General features: G+C 72.1%; 18 protein-coding genes and 1 riboswitch. Of the genes, 10 read left to right on the top strand and 8 right to left on the bottom strand.

The annotated features are described in order from the left end of the window. Positions 1-5 precede the first annotated feature (5 nt). Complete coding sequence (locus ACFYX4_RS01780) at positions 6-887, top strand: hypothetical protein (RefSeq protein WP_389324112.1); 882 nt, start codon at positions 6-8, stop codon at positions 885-887. 90 nt (positions 888-977) lie between these two features. Here ACFYX4_RS01780 and ACFYX4_RS01775 read toward each other — a convergent pair whose 3' ends face one another. After that, a complete protein-coding gene (locus ACFYX4_RS01775) occupies positions 978-2,864 on the bottom strand; it encodes an anthranilate synthase family protein (protein WP_389324109.1) in 1,887 nt (628 codons plus the stop codon). A gap of 134 nt (positions 2,865-2,998) precedes the next feature. Beyond that, entirely contained in the window at positions 2,999-3,061 is a 63-nt protein-coding gene (locus ACFYX4_RS01770; RefSeq protein ID WP_389326668.1) for a trp operon leader peptide, read from the bottom strand. A gap of 113 nt (positions 3,062-3,174) precedes the next feature. On the opposite strand from ACFYX4_RS01770, the gene ACFYX4_RS01765 reads away from it, so the two are divergent. The 3 genes from ACFYX4_RS01765 to ACFYX4_RS01755 all read left to right on the top strand — a co-directional run bounded on the left by ACFYX4_RS01765 (position 3,175) and on the right by ACFYX4_RS01755 (position 6,624). Then, the gene (locus ACFYX4_RS01765; RefSeq protein WP_389324106.1) at positions 3,175-4,704 is read left to right on the top strand and encodes a hypothetical protein; all 1,530 of its coding nucleotides are present in this window, start codon (positions 3,175-3,177) and stop codon (positions 4,702-4,704) included. Between the two features lie 140 nt (positions 4,705-4,844). Continuing rightward, positions 4,845-6,197, top strand: a complete 1,353-nt coding sequence (locus tag ACFYX4_RS01760) for a class II 3-deoxy-7-phosphoheptulonate synthase (RefSeq protein WP_389324103.1) — start codon at positions 4,845-4,847, stop codon at positions 6,195-6,197. Positions 6,198-6,372: 175 nt separating this feature from the next. Beyond that, the gene (locus tag ACFYX4_RS01755) at positions 6,373-6,624 is read left to right on the top strand and encodes a bacterioferritin-associated ferredoxin (protein ID WP_389324100.1); all 252 of its coding nucleotides are present in this window, start codon (positions 6,373-6,375) and stop codon (positions 6,622-6,624) included. Between the two features lie 8 nt (positions 6,625-6,632). Here ACFYX4_RS01755 and bfr read toward each other — a convergent pair whose 3' ends face one another. Next, positions 6,633-7,112 carry a bacterioferritin gene (gene bfr / locus ACFYX4_RS01750; RefSeq protein ID WP_389324097.1) on the bottom strand — a complete coding sequence of 160 codons (480 nt, stop codon included), beginning with the start codon at positions 7,110-7,112 and terminating at the stop codon, positions 6,633-6,635. Between the two features lie 176 nt (positions 7,113-7,288). Between bfr and ACFYX4_RS01745 the strand changes: the two genes are divergently transcribed. Beyond that, positions 7,289-7,921: a sulfite oxidase-like oxidoreductase gene (locus ACFYX4_RS01745; protein WP_389324094.1), complete on the top strand. Its 633-nt coding sequence runs from the start codon at positions 7,289-7,291 to the stop codon at positions 7,919-7,921. Positions 7,922-7,962: 41 nt separating this feature from the next. On the opposite strand, the gene ACFYX4_RS01740 is transcribed toward ACFYX4_RS01745, so the two are convergent. The 5 genes from ACFYX4_RS01740 to thiO form a co-directional block, all read right to left on the bottom strand. Further along, positions 7,963-8,901: a deoxyribonuclease IV gene (locus ACFYX4_RS01740; protein ID WP_389324091.1), complete on the bottom strand. Its 939-nt coding sequence runs from the start codon at positions 8,899-8,901 to the stop codon at positions 7,963-7,965. Positions 8,902-8,961: 60 nt separating this feature from the next. Further along, positions 8,962-10,905, bottom strand: coding sequence for a Stk1 family PASTA domain-containing Ser/Thr kinase (gene pknB, locus ACFYX4_RS01735; protein ID WP_389324088.1), 1,944 nt, complete (start codon positions 10,903-10,905; stop codon positions 8,962-8,964). Between the two features lie 209 nt (positions 10,906-11,114). Beyond that, positions 11,115-11,909 (bottom strand): thiazole synthase, encoded by a 795-nt coding sequence (locus tag ACFYX4_RS01730; protein WP_389324085.1) that lies wholly within the window; start codon positions 11,907-11,909, stop codon positions 11,115-11,117. 3 nt (positions 11,910-11,912) lie between these two features. Beyond that, positions 11,913-12,113, bottom strand: a complete 201-nt coding sequence (gene thiS, locus ACFYX4_RS01725) for a sulfur carrier protein ThiS (protein ID WP_389326665.1) — start codon at positions 12,111-12,113, stop codon at positions 11,913-11,915. A 56-nt stretch (positions 12,114-12,169) separates the two neighbouring features. Next, positions 12,170-13,333 (bottom strand): glycine oxidase ThiO, encoded by a 1,164-nt coding sequence (gene thiO, locus ACFYX4_RS01720; RefSeq protein ID WP_389324082.1) that lies wholly within the window; start codon positions 13,331-13,333, stop codon positions 12,170-12,172. After that, positions 13,331-13,442, bottom strand: a riboswitch (TPP riboswitch). It overlaps the preceding gene by 3 nt. A 51-nt stretch (positions 13,443-13,493) precedes the next feature. Between thiO and ACFYX4_RS01715 the strand changes: the two genes are divergently transcribed. The 5 genes from ACFYX4_RS01715 (at position 13,494) to metF (ending at position 17,370) form a co-directional block, all read left to right on the top strand. Then, positions 13,494-13,844, top strand: a complete 351-nt coding sequence (locus ACFYX4_RS01715) for a hypothetical protein (protein WP_389324079.1) — start codon at positions 13,494-13,496, stop codon at positions 13,842-13,844. 32 nt (positions 13,845-13,876) lie between these two features. Then, positions 13,877-15,118, top strand: a complete 1,242-nt coding sequence (locus ACFYX4_RS01710; protein WP_389324076.1) for an NAD(P)/FAD-dependent oxidoreductase — start codon at positions 13,877-13,879, stop codon at positions 15,116-15,118. Positions 15,119-15,209: 91 nt separating this feature from the next. Beyond that, the gene (locus ACFYX4_RS01705) at positions 15,210-15,575 is read left to right on the top strand and encodes an Rv2175c family DNA-binding protein (RefSeq protein ID WP_389324073.1); all 366 of its coding nucleotides are present in this window, start codon (positions 15,210-15,212) and stop codon (positions 15,573-15,575) included. 117 nt (positions 15,576-15,692) lie between these two features. Continuing rightward, the gene (gene thiE / locus ACFYX4_RS01700) at positions 15,693-16,340 is read left to right on the top strand and encodes a thiamine phosphate synthase (RefSeq protein ID WP_389324070.1); all 648 of its coding nucleotides are present in this window, start codon (positions 15,693-15,695) and stop codon (positions 16,338-16,340) included. A 106-nt stretch (positions 16,341-16,446) separates the two neighbouring features. Beyond that, positions 16,447-17,370, top strand: a complete 924-nt coding sequence (gene metF, locus ACFYX4_RS01695; protein ID WP_389324067.1) for a methylenetetrahydrofolate reductase [NAD(P)H] — start codon at positions 16,447-16,449, stop codon at positions 17,368-17,370. Position 17,371: the final 1 nt, after the last annotated feature.

Genomic DNA, 17,371 nt, shown 5'->3' with positions numbered 1-17,371 from the left:
GCGGGGTGACGGGCTTCCTCGCCGAGCTCGGCCGCAGACTGGCCGAACGCTGGTTCACGCTGCTGGTCCTGCCGGGCCTTGCCTACCTGCTGGTCGCCGTGGCCGCAGCCCGCCTCGGCCACGGCGACTGGGCCGACTGGCGCGCGCTGTGGGACGGCTTCGGCGCGCTCACCGGGGGCAAGCCGGACCGTCAGAACGCGCTCGCGGTCCGTGCCGTGCTGCTCGTCGTCGTCGCCGTCCCCGTATCGGCCGGGCTCGGCCTGCTCGCCCAGGTGCTCGCGGCACCCGTCGAACGCGCCCTGTGCGGCGAATGGCCGCGCCCCTTCACCGCCCTGGCCGCCCGGCTGACCACCCGCCGGGCCACCGCCTGGCAGGGGGCCGACGCGGCGTACGACATGGCCTGCGCGGCGGCCGGCGGACAGGCCGACGCCATCGCCCACGCCGTACGCCGCAACGCCGTCTCGCTCATCCCGCCCGAGCGGCCCACCTGGCTCGGCGACCGTCTCCGCGCCCCCGCCGTACGCCTGGGCCGGGAGTACGGCATCGACCTCGCCACGGTCTGGCCCCGCCTGTGGCTGCTGCTGCCGACCCCCACCCGTGACATCCTCACCGAGGCCCGCGCTCGCCTCGACGCCGCGTTCACGCTCGGCGGCTGGGCGCTCCTCTATCTCCCGCTCGCCGCATGGTGGTGGCCGGCCGCGGTGATCGCCCTCATCGCCGCAGCGGTGGCCCGCCGCAGGGCCTTCCTCGCCGCCGAGGCCTACGCGGAGCTGGTCGAGTCCGCCGTGGACCTTCACCTGGACCGTCTCCTTACCCGCCTGGCGGAGCCCCGCCCGGCGCCACAGCAGGGCAGGGCACTGACGGAGCGCCTGCGCCGGGGCCTGTAGGGCGGGTTCGAAACTCCCGCCTGCCCCCGCGACGGGGCGAACGTCGCTTGTTGCCGGGGCACAGGACTCGGGGCACCACGACTCGGGGCGCTAGAACGCGGTGGCGCCCCGCAGCTGCCCCAGCAACTCCCTGACCAGGGCAGCCCCGTTCAGCGTCAGCACCGACTCCGGGTGGAACTGCACACCGCTGAATCCCGCGCCGCGCAGAGCGTGCACCTCCCCGTTCTCCGCCCGGCTCACCTCGACCCCGTGCGCGGTCAGCTCCTGCCGGGCGTCGTCGTCGCACCGTGCCGTGAAGCTGTTGTAGAACCCGACGGTCTCGTCCCGCCCGAAGAAGTCGATCGTCGTCTGCGCCCCCTGGCAGGGGACCTCCTTGCGCACGATGTCCAGCCCCAGCTCCGCCGCGATCAGCTCATGGCCGAGGCAGACGCCGAGGACCCCGTGCCGGTGCTCGCGGATGACCCGCGCGGTCAGGTCCCGCAGGACCCGCATCTTGGGGTCGGCCAGATCGGACGGGTCGCCGGGCCCGGGGCCCAGCACCACCGGGCCCTCGTGCGCGAGGACGGTCTCCCGCAGCCCCGGCGCCTCGTACCGCAGGACCGACACCTCGAGGCCGACCGAGCGCAGCACGTAGGCGAGCATCGCCGTGAAGGTGTCCTCGCCGTCGACGACGAGCGCGTGCCCGTCGAGCTCCCGCGACCGCTCCTGCATCCGCAGCCAGAACGGCGCCAGCGAGGCCCGCCGCCCGTCCAGCGCCGCCCGCACCCGCGGGTCGTCGGCCAGCCGGGGCCGGGCGCCCTCCTCGCGCGGCCGGCCCGGCCGGACGCCGAGGGCGGCCAGCACGCCCGCCGCCTTCGCGTGGGTCTCGGCCACCTCGCCCGCCGGGTCCGAGCCGCGCACCAGCGTGGCCCCGACCGGCACCCGCAGCCGTCCGGACGCGTCGATGTCGGCGGTGCGGATGAGGATGGGCGAGTCGAGGGTCTGGACCCCGCCCGAGTCCCGTCCGAGCAGCGCCAGCGCCCCAGCGTAGTAACGGCGTCCCCCGGTTTCGTGGCGTTCGATCACCCGGCAGGCGTTCTGCACCGGCGACCCGGTCACGGTCGCCGCGAACATCGTCTCCCGCAGCACCTCGCGCACGTCCAGCGAGGACCGTCCGCGCAACTCGTACTCGGTGTGCGCGAGATGGGCCATCTCCTTCAGCCGCGGCCCGACCACCGTGCCGCCCATGTCGCCGACGGTGCACATCATCTTGAGCTCCTCGTCGACGACCATCGACAGCTCCTCGATCTCCTTGCCGTCGGCGAGGAAGTCCAGCAGGTGCTCCGGGCTCGGCCCCTCCGCCGGATACCGGTACGTGCCGCTGATCGGATTCATGACGACCGTGCCGCCGGACATCCGCACATGCACCTCGGGGCTCGCGCCCACCAGCACCCGGTCCCCGGTGTGCACGACGAACGTCCAGTACGCGCCCCGCTCGCCCTCCAGCAGCCGCCGGAACAGCGCGAGCGCGTCGGCCCGGGAGAAGCCGGGGATCTCCCCCTCGTACGTCCGCCGGATCACGAAGTTCGCGCCCTCGCCCCGGCCGATCTCGTCCCGCAGCACCCGGGCGACGATGTCCGCGTACTCGTCGTCGCCGACGTCGAATGCGCCGCCCTCGACGCGCACCTCGTGCGCGGGCAGCTGCTCCAGGACCACGGCGAGCGGGATGTCGTGCCGCTCCTCGGGGGTCAGGAAGGCGAGCGGCGTGCCGTCGTCGCGGACGTCGAAGCCGCGCTCGCGGATCTGGCGGAAGGGCACGAGCGCGAGGCCCTCGTCGGGCAGGTCGGCGAGGCGGTCGTACGTGGTGACCGGGCCGAGGAGCAGCTCCACCGTCTGCTCGTCGTGGCCCGGGGCGCGGCGGCGGAGCAGGGCGAAGGGGCGGGGATCGTCCAGCAGGTCCAGCAGGTTCGGCAGGTTCACGGGCGGGTGGTGGTCCATGGGGCGGTGTTCCTCTCGGGGGAGCCGGGGAGCCGGGGAGCCGGGGGCCGGGGGAGCCGGGGGAGAGGAACGGCCTCGGAGAACGCCGAAGGCCGCCCCTCGGGCGGCCTTCGCGAAGTCTTGCGTACGCGCAGTCAGTGGGCCGCCGGATGAGCGGTCCACCACCAGTTCTGGATGCGGGTCGAGTGCGCGAACATGCGCCGCACCCTACCCCACCGGGGGAGGCGAGGCATGCCGTTCGCCGTCGCGCGTTCACCATATGATCACGTCTGCTTTGGCATGTTCCAGACGAAGATTTGAAGGGGTGGGTGTGTCCCTCACACGCAGACTGAGGCCGCTGGCCTTCGTCGCCGCCACGGCCGCGCTGCTCTCCGGCCTCACCGGGCCGTCCGCGACGGCCGCCGGCGAGCCGACGATGACCAAGCTGTCGCTCGCCGCCGACCGGTTCAAGATGACCGACACGAGCTACGCCGCCGCGACGGAGAACCTCTACGACAACCACCTCACCCAGCACGCGAGCCTGGCGGAGGTGCTCACCGCCGACCACTCGGCCAACTCGTCCGGCACGACCGACCCCTGGCTGAACCTGCGGTCCATGCGGACCTGCTCGGGCGCGGAGACCAAGGCGCTGCCGCCGGTGACCCGCAAGGTCGCCTGGTGCTGGTCCTCGGCCCACGGCGACGACACCACGGGACGCTGGTGGCCGCAGGGCATGAGCAGCACCGGCACCGCCGACGGCGGCGACGGCGCCATCCAGGACAAGCGCGCCCTGGCCGTCGCCTGGCACTACAAGACGTACACGCGCGACTCCGCCGCCGAGAAGACCGGCTGCCGCACCAACAACCTGCTCAAGGTGAGCTTCGTCGACCGCGACACCGGCAAGTACCGCCACGTGCTGCTCGCCGAGCCCACCAGCACCTCGTCCACCGCCTCGAACTTCAAGTTCGTCACCGGCCACGGTGGCGGCATCGTCTGGTACGCCAACTACCTCTACGTCACCGACACCTCGGGCGGCATCCGCGTCTTCGACGTCAACAAGCTCGCCAAGGTCGACACGTACGGTTCCGGCGTCAGCACCTACGGCATCAGCGGCGGCAGGTCCAGCGCCTGCGGCTACCCCTACGTGCTGCCCCAGGTGCACTACTACAAGCAGGCCTCAGCGCCGCCGTCCGGCGGGTGCAGCGACGACGCCGTCGACGGCGTCCCCGACGCGGACTCCCTGTGCTACTCCTGGCTCTCGCTCGACAAGACCGGCGGCGGCCCGTTCAAGCTGGTCACCGGCGAGTGGTTCGGCGCCGCCAACGGCGGACGCGTCGTGCGCTACCAGCTCAACCCGGCCGGCTCGGCCACGTACCCGGGGCTGCTCAACCTCTCCGGCGGCAAGACGGTCATCCAGGACGCCTACGCCGCCACCCGCTACCGCGGCCTCCAGGGCGGCATGACCTGGACCGACGACCAGGGCGTGCTGCACTTCGACTTCCACAAGGGCTGCGGCACCAAGCCCGCCGTCTTCTCCCACACCTGGGCCGGCGACACCCGCACCCCGACGGCGTGCACCGGCGGCGGCGTCTCCACCGGCAACTGGGCCGTCGGCACCCCGCAGGCCCTCAGCCACTGGCCGAAGCTCGGGACCGCCCAGGTCGACGAGCTGTGGGGCCTGACGGAGCACATCTGCCCGAGCGACTCGCTCAAGGCCTCCTACCCGGAGGACTTCGAGGCCGTCGACCCGACGACCGGCGACGGCGACGCCTGCCTCGGCTACACCGGCGCGACCTCGCTTTCGCTGCGCACGGTCTTCGCCGTCGGGTTCACCGATCCCGCGGTGCAGAACCTGCACTGACCGCGGTGCGGAACCTGCACTGACCGCGGTGCGGAACCTGCACCGACCGTCCCGTCGGACCCCGCTCCGATCGAGCGGGGTTCGTCTCACTTGATGGGCATGGGGATGGACGCCCGACACGACCCCGTAATGTTGAGGGCGTGACCGTGAACGCTAAGTCCAGCGCGAGCGCTGGCAACACCTGGCGAAACCTGCCCGCGGCGCAGCAGCCCGAGTACCCCGACACCGAGGCTCTGCGCGCAGTGATCGCGGACCTCGAGTCGTATCCGCCGCTCGTCTTCGCGGGCGAGTGCGACCAGCTGCGCGCCCGGATGGCGGCCGTCGCCAAGGGAGAGGCGTTCCTCCTCCAGGGCGGCGACTGCGCCGAGGCCTTCGACGCGGTGTCCGCCGACCACATCCGCAACAAGCTGAAGACGCTGCTCCAGATGGGCGCCGTGCTGACGTACGCCGCGTCCGTGCCCGTGGTGAAGGTCGGCCGGATCGCCGGCCAGTACTCCAAGCCGCGCTCCAAGAACACCGAGACCCGCGACGGCGTGACCCTGCCGACCTACCGCGGCGACTCGGTCAACGGCTTCGACTTCAACGAGGCCGCCCGCGTCCCGGACCCGGAGCGGCTGAAGCGGATGTACCACGCCTCCGCCTCCACGCTGAACCTGGTGCGCGCCTTCACCACCGGCGGCTACGCCGATCTGCGCCAGGTGCACGCCTGGAACCAGGACTTCGTGCGCTCGTCCCCGTCCGGCCAGCGCTACGAGCAGCTCGCCCGCGAGATCGACAACGCGCTGAACTTCATGCACGCCTGCGGGGCCGACCCGGAGGAGTTCAAGACCGTCGAGTTCTACGCCTCGCACGAGGCGCTGCTGCTCGACTACGAGTCCGCGCTCACCCGCGTCGACTCCCGCACCGGTCTGCTCTACGACGTCTCCGCGCACATGGTGTGGATCGGCGAGCGCACCCGGCAGCTGGACCACGCGCACATCGAGTTCGCCTCGAAGATCCGCAACCCGATCGGCATCAAGCTCGGCCCGACGACGACGGCCGAGGACGCGCTCCAGTACATCGAGCGCCTCGACCCGGACCGCGAGCCGGGCCGGCTGACCTTCATCGTCCGCATGGGCGCCGACAAGGTCCGCGACAAGCTGCCCGAGCTGGTCGAGAAGGTCACCGCCTCGGGCGCGACGGTCGCCTGGGTGACCGACCCGATGCACGGCAACACCTTCGAGGCGGCCTCCGGTCACAAGACCCGCCGCTTCGACGACGTGCTCGACGAGGTCAAGGGCTTCTTCGAGGTCCACAAGGCCCTCGGCACCCACCCGGGCGGCATCCACGTGGAGCTGACCGGCGACGACGTCACCGAGTGCGTGGGCGGCGGCGACGAGATCTTCGTCGACGACCTGCACCAGCGGTACGAGACGGCCTGCGACCCGCGGCTGAACCGCAGCCAGTCGCTCGACCTGGCCTTCCTCGTAGCGGAGATGTACCGGGACCAGTAGAGGCACCAGTAGGGGTTCGCCTGTTACGGGCGGGCGAGGTGGGGCGCGGATCACATACGATCCGCGCCCCCCTCCACTTTTACGCCACCTTCGCCACGGGTAAGGTTAGGTTAGCCTCACCGATCAACGGGTTCTCGCCATATCGGTTCGGCGCATCCATGGACCCTGTCGGGAGGTGAACCGCGTGTTCGTCTGTAGCTGCTTCGGAGTGACCGAAGCACAGGTCAAGCAGCACGCGGAGAACGGCGCCTGCACGCCTCGCCAGATAGCCTCGGCCTGCAAGGCCGGCACGGACTGCGGGTCCTGCGTCCGTCGCATTCAAGCCATCCTGGGCCGCGGGGCCTACCCCCGCCGCGATCTGGCCGACCAGGGCCGGCCGGTGCTGTCGGAGCACGCCGAGGCGACCGAGCTCGGCGAAGCCGCCTAGATCCGGGCTCAGCCCTCCGGCTGCTCGATCAGCTGCGCGATGTAGAGCGCCTCGCCGAGCTTCTCCACCAGCTCCAGCTGGGTGTCGAGATAGTCGATGTGGTGCTCCTCGTCCGCGAGGATCGACTCGAAGATGTTGGCGGACGTGATGTCGCCCTTCTCGCGCATCACCTTGATCCCGCGCCGGAGGCGGTCGATCGCCTCCACCTCGATCATCCGGTCGGCCTCGAACATCTCCTTCACCGTCTGGCCCACGCGCACATGGAACAGACGCTGGTAGTTCGGCAGGCCGTCCAGGAACAGGATCCGGTCGGTGAGCACCTCCGCGTGCTTCATCTCGTCGAACGATTCGTGCCGCGTGTACTTCGCGAGCCTCGTCCAGCCGAAGTTCTCCTGCATCTTCGCGTGCAGGAAGTACTGGTTGATCGCGGTGAGCTCGGCGGTGAGCTGCTCGTTGAGGAACTCGATGACCTCGGGGTCGCCCTGCATCGCAGAGGCTCCTTCCACGTGGGGAATTCGGGAGGTTGCCGCCGCATGATTTCACCGCACGCCGAAGATCGTCCAGTAAGTGCGTACTTAGTAAGTTAGTGCATGCTTAGTAGCAGTTGCCCGTTTCTCGACATGGCCGGTCATGTGCATCGCACCGGGTCTGTCAGGATGGAGTCATGGGTCAGCCGGTGCAGCGAGAAACGGGAGAAGCAGCAGCGTCCGAGCTTCCGCCGGGGCAGCGACTCCAACGGGGCTGGCCCGTCACACACTACGGACCCGTGCCCAAGTTCCGGCCCGAACGCTGGGAGTTCAGCGTGTTCGGGGCCACCGCCGACGGCGGGAAGCGCGGCTGGAACCACGAGGAGTTCACGGCCCTTCCGTACTCCACCGTGGTCGCCGATCTGCACTGCGTGACGAAGTTCAGCATGCTCGGCGCGGAGTGGGGCGGGATCCCGGCCCGCACGATCCTGGAGATCGCGCCGCCCGCGGACGACGTCACCCATGTGATGGTGTGGGCGGAGTACGGGTTCAGCTCCAACCTCCGCCTGGCGGACTTCTCCTCCGACCGCACGATCTTCGCCACCCACAAGGACGGCGAACTCCTCACCGCCGAACACGGCTTCCCGCTCCGCCTGGTCGTCCCGCACCTCTACGCCTGGAAGGGTCCGAAGTGGGTGCGCGGCGTCGAGTACATGACCGCCGACCGCCGCGGCTTCTGGGAGGAACGCGGCTACCACAACGTCGGCGACCCGTGGCGGGAGCAGCGGTACTCCTACCAGGAGGCGCCGGGGGAGGGGCCGGAGCTGTGAGGGGCTTCAGCCGTGGCGGGTACAGCTGCCGCTGAGCTTCCTCAGCCGTCCCTGAGCTTCTTCAGGCGTTCCACGTCCGCCGCGTGGCCTTCCTTGCCGCCGGGCGTCTCGATGATCAACGGCACGCCGACGGTGGCCGGGTGGGTCATCAGGGCGCGGAACGGATCCTCGCCGATGTGGCCGGAACCGATGTTCGCGTGGCGGTCCTTGTGCGCGCCGACCACGTCCTTGGAGTCATTGGCGTGGATCAGCCGCAGCCGGCCCTCGCCGACCGTGTCCACCAGCAGATCGAGCGTTTGGTGCATGCCGGACGGGCCGGTCAGATCGTGCCCGGCGGCGAAGACATGGCAGGTGTCGAGGCAGACCCCGAGCTTGGGATGGGCGTCCAGCGCCTCGAAGTACGGCCCGAAGTCCCAGGTCCGCGAGCACAGCGAGGCGCCCTGTCCGGCGGTGGACTCCAGCAGCAGCCACGGGTCGTCGTCGTGGGTCAGCTCGTCGAGCAGCGGCAGCAGGTGCTCCCGCACCTGCTTCAGCGCCACCGACCGGTCCCGCCCGCCCGTCGCGCTCCCGGTGTGCACGACCACGCCGAGCGCGCCGATCTCCCGCCCCCGGCGCAGCGAGTGCCGCAGCGACTCCACCGACTTCTCGACCGTCGCCTCGGTGTGCGAGCCGAAGTTGATCAGATACGGCGCGTGCACGTACGCCGGCGTCGACTCCGCCGCGCACGCCTCCCGGAACGCCTCGTCCTGCCGCGGGTTGCCGACGGGGGTGGCCCAGCCGCGCGGGTTGGCGACGAAGACCTGCACGGTCTCGGCCTGGAGGTCGCGGGCGTAGGACACCCCGACCGAGTGCAGGCCGCCGGCCACGGGGACATGGCCGCCGACGGGGTTGCGGGTGGGGAAGGGGGAGACGGGGGAGGCGGCTGCGGCGGGGGCGGCTGCGGTGCTGGAGGCGGGGGCGGCGGACTGCTGAGGACTCACCCGTTCAGAGTGCCATGCCCCGGAAACCGCCCGGTCACCGAGGCCGCCCGCCGCCTTCCGTCACCGGATGGTGATCGTGATCGTCGACCCCTTGGGCGCCGACTCCCCGGCCTCCACCGACTGCTTCTTCACGGTGTCCCCGAACAGCCCCAGCAGCCCCCGGTCCTCCTTGACCTCGAAGCCGGACTGCTCGAGCCGCCGCTTCGCGTCGTCGACGCTGTCGCCGACCACGTCCGGGACCTCGACCAGCTCCGGGCCCTTGGACAGCGTCAGCGTCACGGTGTCGCCCTCGGCGGCCCGCTTGTCCGGCCCCGGCGACTGGACGGCGACCAGGCCCTTGTCGAACTCGGAGTTGACCTGCTCGGTGGAGACCTTCACCTTCAGCCCGGCGTCCGCCAGCGCGGCCCGCGCGTCGGCCAGGCTCTCGCCGGTGACCTCAGGGACGTCGACCGGACTGCCCTTGCTGACGACGAGGGAGACCGCGGTGCCCGCGCGGCGCTCCGTGCCCGCCTCGGGCGAGCTGCTGATCACCGCGCCCTTGGGGACGTCCTCGCTGAACGCCTGGGTCACCATGCCCGGCTCCAGGCCGTCCTCCTTCAGCTGCGCCCTGGCCTTGGCCAGCCGCTGGCCCTTCAGATACGGCACCTTCACGGTCTCCGGGCCGTCGGACACGACGAGCTTCACCGTGTCGTTCCTGCGGATGCGGTCGCCCGTCCCCGGATCGGTGGCGATGACCGCGCCGCGGGGGACGGTGTCGCTGTACCGGTGCTCGGCCGTGCCGGCTTCCAGCCCGGCCTCCTCCAGCCGCTGCCTGGCCTGCTGCTCGGTCTGCATGAGCACCGCGGGGACCTTGGTGAACTGGCCGGAGTTGATGTACCAGACGCCCGCGCCGAGGCCGAGGACCAGCAGGACCACGGTGACGACCGCCAGCACCCCGCCGCGGGGCCGCACGGAGCGGCGGCGCGGCGGCAGCGGAGGCGGGCTCCGGAACCGGGACGTCCGGTCGAGCCCGTCCCCGTCGGCGGGGGCGGCCGGGTCGTCCTCGTTGACGGGCAGGGGGCGCGGCACGGTCAGCGAGCGCGGGATCACGCTCGTCCGGTCCTCGGCGCTGTCGTGCTCCGCGGAGAGGGCCTGCGGCGGCAGCGCGTCCAACTGCTCCTCGGTGAGCGCGGCGCGCGCCTCCCGAAGCTGCGCGAGCAGCGCCACGGCGTCGTACGGACGCACGTCCGGATTGCGGGCGGTGGCCGAGGCGACCAGCTCGTCCAGTTCGTAGGGCATGCCGGGCACGACGGCCGAGGGCGGCGGCACGTCCTCGTGGAGGTGCTTGTACAGCACGACCGCGGGCGTGCCGCCGTCGTGCGGCTTGTCGCCGGTGAGCATCTCGTAGAGCACGACGCCGCACGCGTACACGTCCACGCGCGCGTCGGCGGTGCCGTGCTCTATCTGCTCGGGCGCGAGGTAGGAGACGGTGCCGAGGACGGCGCCGGTGGTGCTGGTGACGGTGTCCACGGAGCGCACGAGACCGAAGTCGGCGACCTTGACCCGCCCGTCGTCCCCTATGAGCACGTTCTCGGGCTTCATGTCCCGGTGCACGAACCCGGCCCGGTGCGCGGCGCCGAGCGCGGCGAGCACCGGCTCCAGGATGTCCAGCGCGGCCCGCGGCTGGAGCGCGCCGCGATCCCGCAGCACGTCGCGAAGCGTGCAGCCGGCGATGTACTCCATGGCGAGATAGACGTACGCCCCGTCGGCACCCTGGTCGAACACCTGAACGACATTCGGGTGGGCGAGCCGGGCGACGGACTTGGCCTCGCGGATGAAGCGCTCGACGAAGGAGACGTCGCTCGCGAGCGTCGGGTGCATCACCTTCAGCGCGAGCACGCGGTCGAGGCGGGTGTCCACGGCCCGATAGACCGTGGCCATCCCGCCGACCGCGATCCGCGCCTCCACGCGATAACGCCGGTCGAGCACCTGCCCGACCAGAGGGTCCTGAAGGGTCGTGTCCACGCAGCGAGTCTACGAGCCCCCACCGACACCCCCACCCCACCCACCACCGCACTGAAGCGGACCTGTGACGCACGCAATGAACCAGCGACAAGAATCGAACGCGGGGAAAGCCGCCGACGGCGCCGAGCCCCCACAGGCGACGTCCACCTCTCAGTCGACGGTGAACGGGCGGTGCGCGGGTGGGAGAAAAAACGGGACCGTCCCGACGGTCAGAACGCGGGACGCTCGGGGTCCAGCACGGCCAAGCCCTCCGCAGGAGAAGACGCCGCGGCGAAGTAGCGCCGGGGAATCCGCCCCGCCAGCCGAGCCAACCGCCCCGCCTCCACCCCCGCCCGCATCGCCCACGCCATCCGCTCCGGATCCCCCGCCCGCGTCACGGCGGACGCCAGCATCACCCCCGCACACCCCAGCTCCATCGCCAGCGCCGCGTCCGACGCCGTACCGGCCCCCGCGTCCAGAATCACCGGCACCCGCGCGTGCTCCACGATCAGCTGGAAGTTGTGCGGGTTGCGGATCCCGAGCCCGGACCCGATCGGCGACCCCAGCGGCATCACCGCCGCGCACCCCACGTCCTCCAGCTTCCGCGCCAGCACCGGATCGTCGTTGGTGTACGGCAGCACCGTGAACCCGTCGTCGACCAGCGTCTCCGCGGCGTCGAGCAGCTCCACCGGGTCCGGCAGCAGCGTCCGCTCGTCCGCGATGACCTCCAGCTTCACCAGGTCCGTCCCGAGCGCCTCCCGCGCGAGCCGCGCCGTCAGCACCGCCTCCCCGGCCGTGAAGCACCCCGCCGTGTTCGGCAGCACCCGGATCCCGAGCCGCTCCAGCACGGAGAGCACCGAGCCGTGCACCGAGGGGTCCACCCGCCGCATCGCGACCGTCGTCAGTTCGGTCCCGGACGCCACCAGCGCCCGCTCCAGCACCTCCAGGCTGGGCGCACCGCCCGTGCCCATGATCAGACGGGACGAGAACGCCGTACCGCCGAGGACGAAGGGATCGTCGGCCATGGCTCAGCCTCCTTGCACGGCTGTGAGGATCTCCACACGGTCGCCCTCGCGGAGGGGCGTGTCGGACCACCGCGCGCGCGGGACGACGGTTTCGTTGAGCGCGGCGGCCACCCCGGAGGGCGCGGCGGTCAGGGACCGCACGACGGCGTCGAGGGCGGTGCCGGCCGCGACCTCCCGCTGCTCGCCGTTGACGCGGACACACACCGAGCCGTGGGCGGAGTCGCCGGCCGAGCCGTGGGCCTGGTCCTGTTCCGGGCTGTTCATACGGGCAGCTCCGAGAGTGCGGCGGCGCCGAAGCGCCGGGGTGTGAACGGACGGGCCACATCGGGCAGTTCACCCGTGGTCAGGGCATGCGCCAGCACATCGCCGGTCACCGGCGTGAGCAGCACGCCGTTGCGGTGGTGCCCGGTGGCCAGCAGCAGCCCGTCCAGCCCGCTCGGCCCGAGCAGCGGCGCGTTGTCGGGCGAGGCGGGACGCAGCCCCGCACGCGTCTCCGTGAGCGGCAGCTCGGTGATCCCGGGGATCAGCTCATGGGCGTCGCGCAGCAGCTCGTAGACGCCGCCCGCCGTCACCGTCGTGTCCCAGCCGAGCTCCTCGCTCGTCGCGCCGACGACCAGCTCGCCGTTCTCCCGGGGCACCAGGTAGACGTCGCTGCCACGCACCACCGCGCGCACCGTACGGCTCAGGAACGGCGCGTAGCGCGGGGGCACCGCCAGCCGCAGCACCTGCCCCTTCACCGGCCGCACCGGCGGCAGCACCTCCCGCGGCACCCCCGCGAGCCGCCCGCTGAGGCTCCCGCCCGCGAGCACCATCTGCCCCGCCCCGAGCGCCGTCCCGTCGGCCGTGACGATCCCGGCGGCCCGGCCGCCCGTCACGGACAGCCGCTCGGCCCACGCGCGGTGGAACACCACGCCCGACCGCTCGCACGCGGCCACCAGCGCCCCCGCGAGCCGCCTCGGGTCGATCTGGTGGTCGCCGTCCACCCGCAGCCCGCCGCGCACCCCCGGCGCGAGCATCGGCTCGAGACGACGGCACTCCCGCCCGGACAGCCACTCCGACTCCAGCCCCGACTGCCGTTGCAGGGCGTGCAGTTCACGCAGATGCGCCCGGTCGTCGGAGTCCAGCGCGACCGCGAGGGTGCCGCAGCGGCGGTAGCCGAGGTCGTGCCCGGTGAGGTCGGTCAGCTCGGCCGCGAAGTCCGGGTAGCGGCGCGCCGATTCCACGTTCAGACCGAGCAGCGTCTGCTCGCCGTGGTGCAGTTCGGTGACGGCGGCCAGCATCCCGGCCGCCACCTGCGCGGCCCCGCCGCCCGGTTCGGGATCCACCACCGCCGTGGCGAACCCGCGCTGCGCGGCCCGCCACGCCGTGACCAGCCCGATGACGCCGCCGCCGACGACGAGGACGTCCGACGTATGTGAGGACATGGGCGTCCAGCCCCTCCCTTCGCCGGCATGACCCGGATCAGGTTCGTACGGTCGGAGGCCGCCAGCCTCCCTCTCAGCCCGGTGCGTCCGGGCTCCCGCGAGTGCTCTACGCGGCCACCCTAGCTCTTGGTCCCGCACACCGGTAAGGCAGCATGGCGGGATGCCGCGCTCGCTCGAAGGACTCGTCCTCGCCCCCGTCGCCGACCAGGCCCCCGGCCAGGTCGGCACCCGCACCCGTTTCACGTACCACGAGCGGGACGGTGTGATCTGGGCCGACTACACGGGCGGCGACGTCGTACGAGGGCATCTGGTGGGTACCCGAGAGGGAGACCGACTCGACTTCCGGTACGTACAACTCAAGTACGACGGCACGACGTCTTCAGGGCACTGCGTGTCGACGGTGGTGGAGCTGCCCGACGGCCGGGTGCGCCTCGACGAGACCTGGGAGTGGGAGTCGCAGTCCGGCAGCGGGACCAGCGTTGTGGAGCAGGTCACGGAGCACGACGGCTGACTGACAATTCGTCAGTTGTCTAAGGTGATCAGGTGAGCGAGCAGAGACGGGACGAAGTCAGGCCGGCCCAGCGGCGCGTGGTCGTCGTCGGCGCGGGCATGGCCGGGGTGCAGACCGCGGTCGCCCTGCGTGAGCAGGGATTCGACGGTTCGGTGACGCTGATCGGCGCCGAACCCCACCAGCCCTACGACCGGCCCCCGCTGTCCAAGGCCGTCCTGCTCGGCAAGGCCGAGGGCTCCGCCTTCGACGTCGACTTCGAGAGCCTCGGCATCGACCTCAGGCTCGGCAGCGAGGCGCTCGGCGTGCGCCCCGCCGACCATGTGCTGGACACCGAGGCCGGACCGGTCCCGTACGACGTCCTGGTCCTCGCCACCGGCGCCGAGCCGATCCGGCTGCCCGGCGCCGAGGGCGTGCCGGGCGTCCATCTGCTGCGCACCCTGGACGACGCCGAACGGCTGCGGCCCGTCCTCGCCCGGCAGCACGACGTCGTGGTCGTCGGCGCCGGCTGGATCGGCGCGGAGTTCGCCACGGCCGCCCGTGACGCCGGCTGCGCCGTCACCGTCGTCGAGGCCGCCGACCGGCCGCTGGCGGGCGCCCTGCCCGCCGAGGTCGCCGCCCCGATGGCCGGCTGGTACGCCGACAGCGGCGCCGAACTGCGCACCCACACGCGCGTGGAGCGCGTCGAACCCGGCGCGGTCGTCCTCGACGACGGCTCACGGCTGCCCGCCGGAGCCGTCGTGGTCGGCATCGGCGCGCGGCCCGCGACGGCCTGGCTGACCGGCTCCGGCGTCGAGCTCGGCGCGCACGGCGAGGTCGTGGCCGACGCCCATCTGCGCACCTCCGCGCGGGACGTGTACGCGGTCGGCGACTGCGCCTCCTTCCCCTCCGCGCGGTACGCCGAACGGCTCCTCGTCCACCACTGGGACAACGCCCTCCAGGGCCCGCGCACGGTCGCCGCCAACATCATCGGCGAGCCCACCGATGAGCCCCTGGAGGCCTACGACCCGGTGCCGTACTTCTGGTCCGAGCAGTTCGGCCGCTTCGTCCAGTACGCGGGCCACCACGGCGCGGCCGACCGGATGGTGTGGCGCGGCGACGGCTCCGGTCCCGCGTGGACGGTGTGCTGGCTGCGCGAGGACCGCCTGATGGCCCTCCTGGCCGTCGGCCGGCCGCGTGACCTGGCCCAGGGCCGCAAGCTGATCGAGGCGGGCACGCCCATGAACCCCAGACTGCTCACCGACCCGGCCCGCCCCCTGAAGAACGCGACCGCCTGAGCGCGCGGGCGCGACGCCCCCCGGGGCAGCGCGCCCCCGCCCGGGGGACGGCCCATCGCGGCCCGCCCCGCGGAGCGCCTACGCTTGTCCCGTGACCGAGATTGACGCAAAGATCGATGCTCTCGTCCCCGCCTGGCTCACCCTGCCCGACATCGCGGAAGCCCTCGATGTCGAGGTGACGCGTGTGCGGCAGCTGGTCAAGGAGGGCCAGCTCATCGCCGTACGCCGTGGCGAGAACCGCGCGCTGCACGTCCCCGCCGCCTTCATCGACGAGGACAAGGTCGTCAAGGGCCTGGTGGGCACCCTGACGCTCCTGCGGGACGACGGTTTCACGGACGAAGAGATGCTCGAGTGGCTCTTCACCCCCGACCCGAGCCTGCCCGGCACCCCGGCCCAGGCCCTGAGCGAGAATCGCGGCACGGAGGTGAAGCGCCGCGCCCAGGCGCTCGCCGTCTGACGCACTGAGTCGAACAACCGTCCGGTGTACGGCCCCGGCCCGGTCCGCCGCGGCCCCGGCCGTACACCACCGCACCCGGGGGACCCTCCGGTGCGCCGCCGCCCCGGGGGACCACGCATGCCCGACACCGCCCGCGCCCGCCTCGCCGACGCCCGGCTGTACCTCTGCACGGACGCCCGCAAGAAGCAGGGCGACCTCCCCGAGTTCCTGGACGCGGTCCTCGCGGGCGGCGTCGACATCGTCCAGCTGCGGGACAAGGGCATGGAGGCGGCCGAGGAACTCGAGCACCTGAAGGTGTTCGCCGACGCCTGCGCACGGCACGGCAAGCTGCTGGCGGTCAACGACCGCGCGGACGTCGCCCACGCCGCCGGCGCCGACGTCCTCCACCTCGGCCAGGGCGACCTGCCGGTCCCCGCGGCCCGCGCGATCCTCGGCGACGACGTCCTCATCGGCCGCTCCACCCACGCCGAGGCGGAGGCCGGGGCCGCCGCCGTCCAGGACGGCGTCGACTACTTCTGCACCGGCCCCTGCTGGCCCACCCCGACCAAGCCCGGCCGCCACGCCCCCGGCCTCGACCTGGTCCGCCGCACGGCCGCCCTGGGCGCCGACCGCCCCTGGTTCGCCATCGGCGGCATCGACCTCTCCCGCCTCGACGAGGTGCTGGACGCCGGCGCCCGCCGGGTCGTCGTCGTCCGGGCGATCACCGAGGCCGTCGACCCGGGCGCCGCGGCGGCCGAGTTCGTGAAGCGACTGCGCCAGGCGTGAGGCATGAGCCCGGCCGATTGTCCAAAGGGTGGACAACAGCCCGGCGAATCGGGCAAATCTCCGAGATCCGGTTGGGGGACCGCCGCCCCCTGACTAACCTGCCCGTATGGCCCTCGGAACCGCATCCACCAGGACCGACCGCGCCCGCACCGTGCGCGACATCCTGGCCACCGGCAAGACGACCTACTCGTTCGAGTTCTACGCGCCGAAGACGCCCAAGGGCGAGCGGAGCCTGTGGGACGCGCTCCGCAGGGTCGAGGCGGTCGCCCCGGACTTCGTGTCGGTGACCTACGGCGCCGGCGGTTCCACCCGGGCGACCACGGTCAAGGAGACCCAGCAGATCGTCGTCGACACCACCCTCACCCCGGTCGCGCACCTCACGGCCGTGGACCACTCCGTCGCCGAGCTGCGCAACATCATCGGCCAGTACGCCGACGCCGGGATCCGCAACATGCTCGCCGTGCGCGGCGACCCGCCCGGCGACCCCATGGGCGAGTGGGTGCGGCACCCGAGCGGTCTCACCTACGCCGCCGAGCTCGTCCGGCTCATCAAGGAGTCCGGCGACTTCTGCGTCGGCGTCGCCGCCTTCCCCGAGATGCACCCGCGCTCCGGCGACTGGGACGCGGACGTCAGGCACTTCGTCGACAAGTGCCGGGCCGGCGCCGACTACGCCATCACCCAGATGTTCTTCCAGCCCGAGTCCTACCTGCGGCTGCGCGACCGGGTGGCGGCGGCCGGCTGCGCCACCCCGGTCATCCCCGAGATCCTCCCGGTGACGAGTGTGAAGATGCTGGAGAGGCTCCCCAAGCTCAGCAACGCCCACTTCCCGGCCGAGCTGAAAGAGCGCATCCTCACAGCCAAAGACGATCCGGCCGCTGTACGCTCCATTGGCATCGACTTCGCCACGGAGTTCTGCGCTCGGCTCCTCGCCGAGGGAGTGCCCGGACTGCACTTCATCACGCTCAACAACTCCACGGCGACGCTGGAAATCTACGAGAACCTGGGTCTGCACCACCCACCGCAGGCCTAGA

This window comes from Streptomyces sp. NPDC002328 (assembly GCF_042890065.1).
Taxonomy (GTDB): Bacteria; Actinomycetota; Actinomycetes; order Streptomycetales; family Streptomycetaceae; genus Streptomyces.
Note: the sequence above shows the minus strand (reverse complement) of the source record. Positions and strands in the feature narration are given on the sequence as shown.

What these genes read in the sequence shown, in the direction of transcription:
- ACFYX4_RS01775 (WP_389324109.1), bottom strand. Translation starts at nt 2,864, where the DNA reads ATGGACCACCACCCGCCCGTGAACCTGCCGAACCTGCTGGACCTGCTG.
- ACFYX4_RS01745 (WP_389324094.1), top strand. Translation starts at nt 7,289, where the DNA reads ATGGGTCAGCCGGTGCAGCGAGAAACGGGAGAAGCAGCAGCGTCCGAG.
- bfr (WP_389324097.1), bottom strand. Translation starts at nt 7,112, where the DNA reads ATGCAGGGCGACCCCGAGGTCATCGAGTTCCTCAACGAGCAGCTCACC.
- metF (WP_389324067.1), top strand. Translation starts at nt 16,447, where the DNA reads ATGGCCCTCGGAACCGCATCCACCAGGACCGACCGCGCCCGCACCGTG.
- thiE (WP_389324070.1), top strand. Translation starts at nt 15,693, where the DNA reads ATGCCCGACACCGCCCGCGCCCGCCTCGCCGACGCCCGGCTGTACCTC.
- ACFYX4_RS01730 (WP_389324085.1), bottom strand. Translation starts at nt 11,909, where the DNA reads ATGGCCGACGATCCCTTCGTCCTCGGCGGTACGGCGTTCTCGTCCCGT.
- thiO (WP_389324082.1), bottom strand. Translation starts at nt 13,333, where the DNA reads ATGTCCTCACATACGTCGGACGTCCTCGTCGTCGGCGGCGGCGTCATC.
- ACFYX4_RS01715 (WP_389324079.1), top strand. Translation starts at nt 13,494, where the DNA reads ATGCCGCGCTCGCTCGAAGGACTCGTCCTCGCCCCCGTCGCCGACCAG.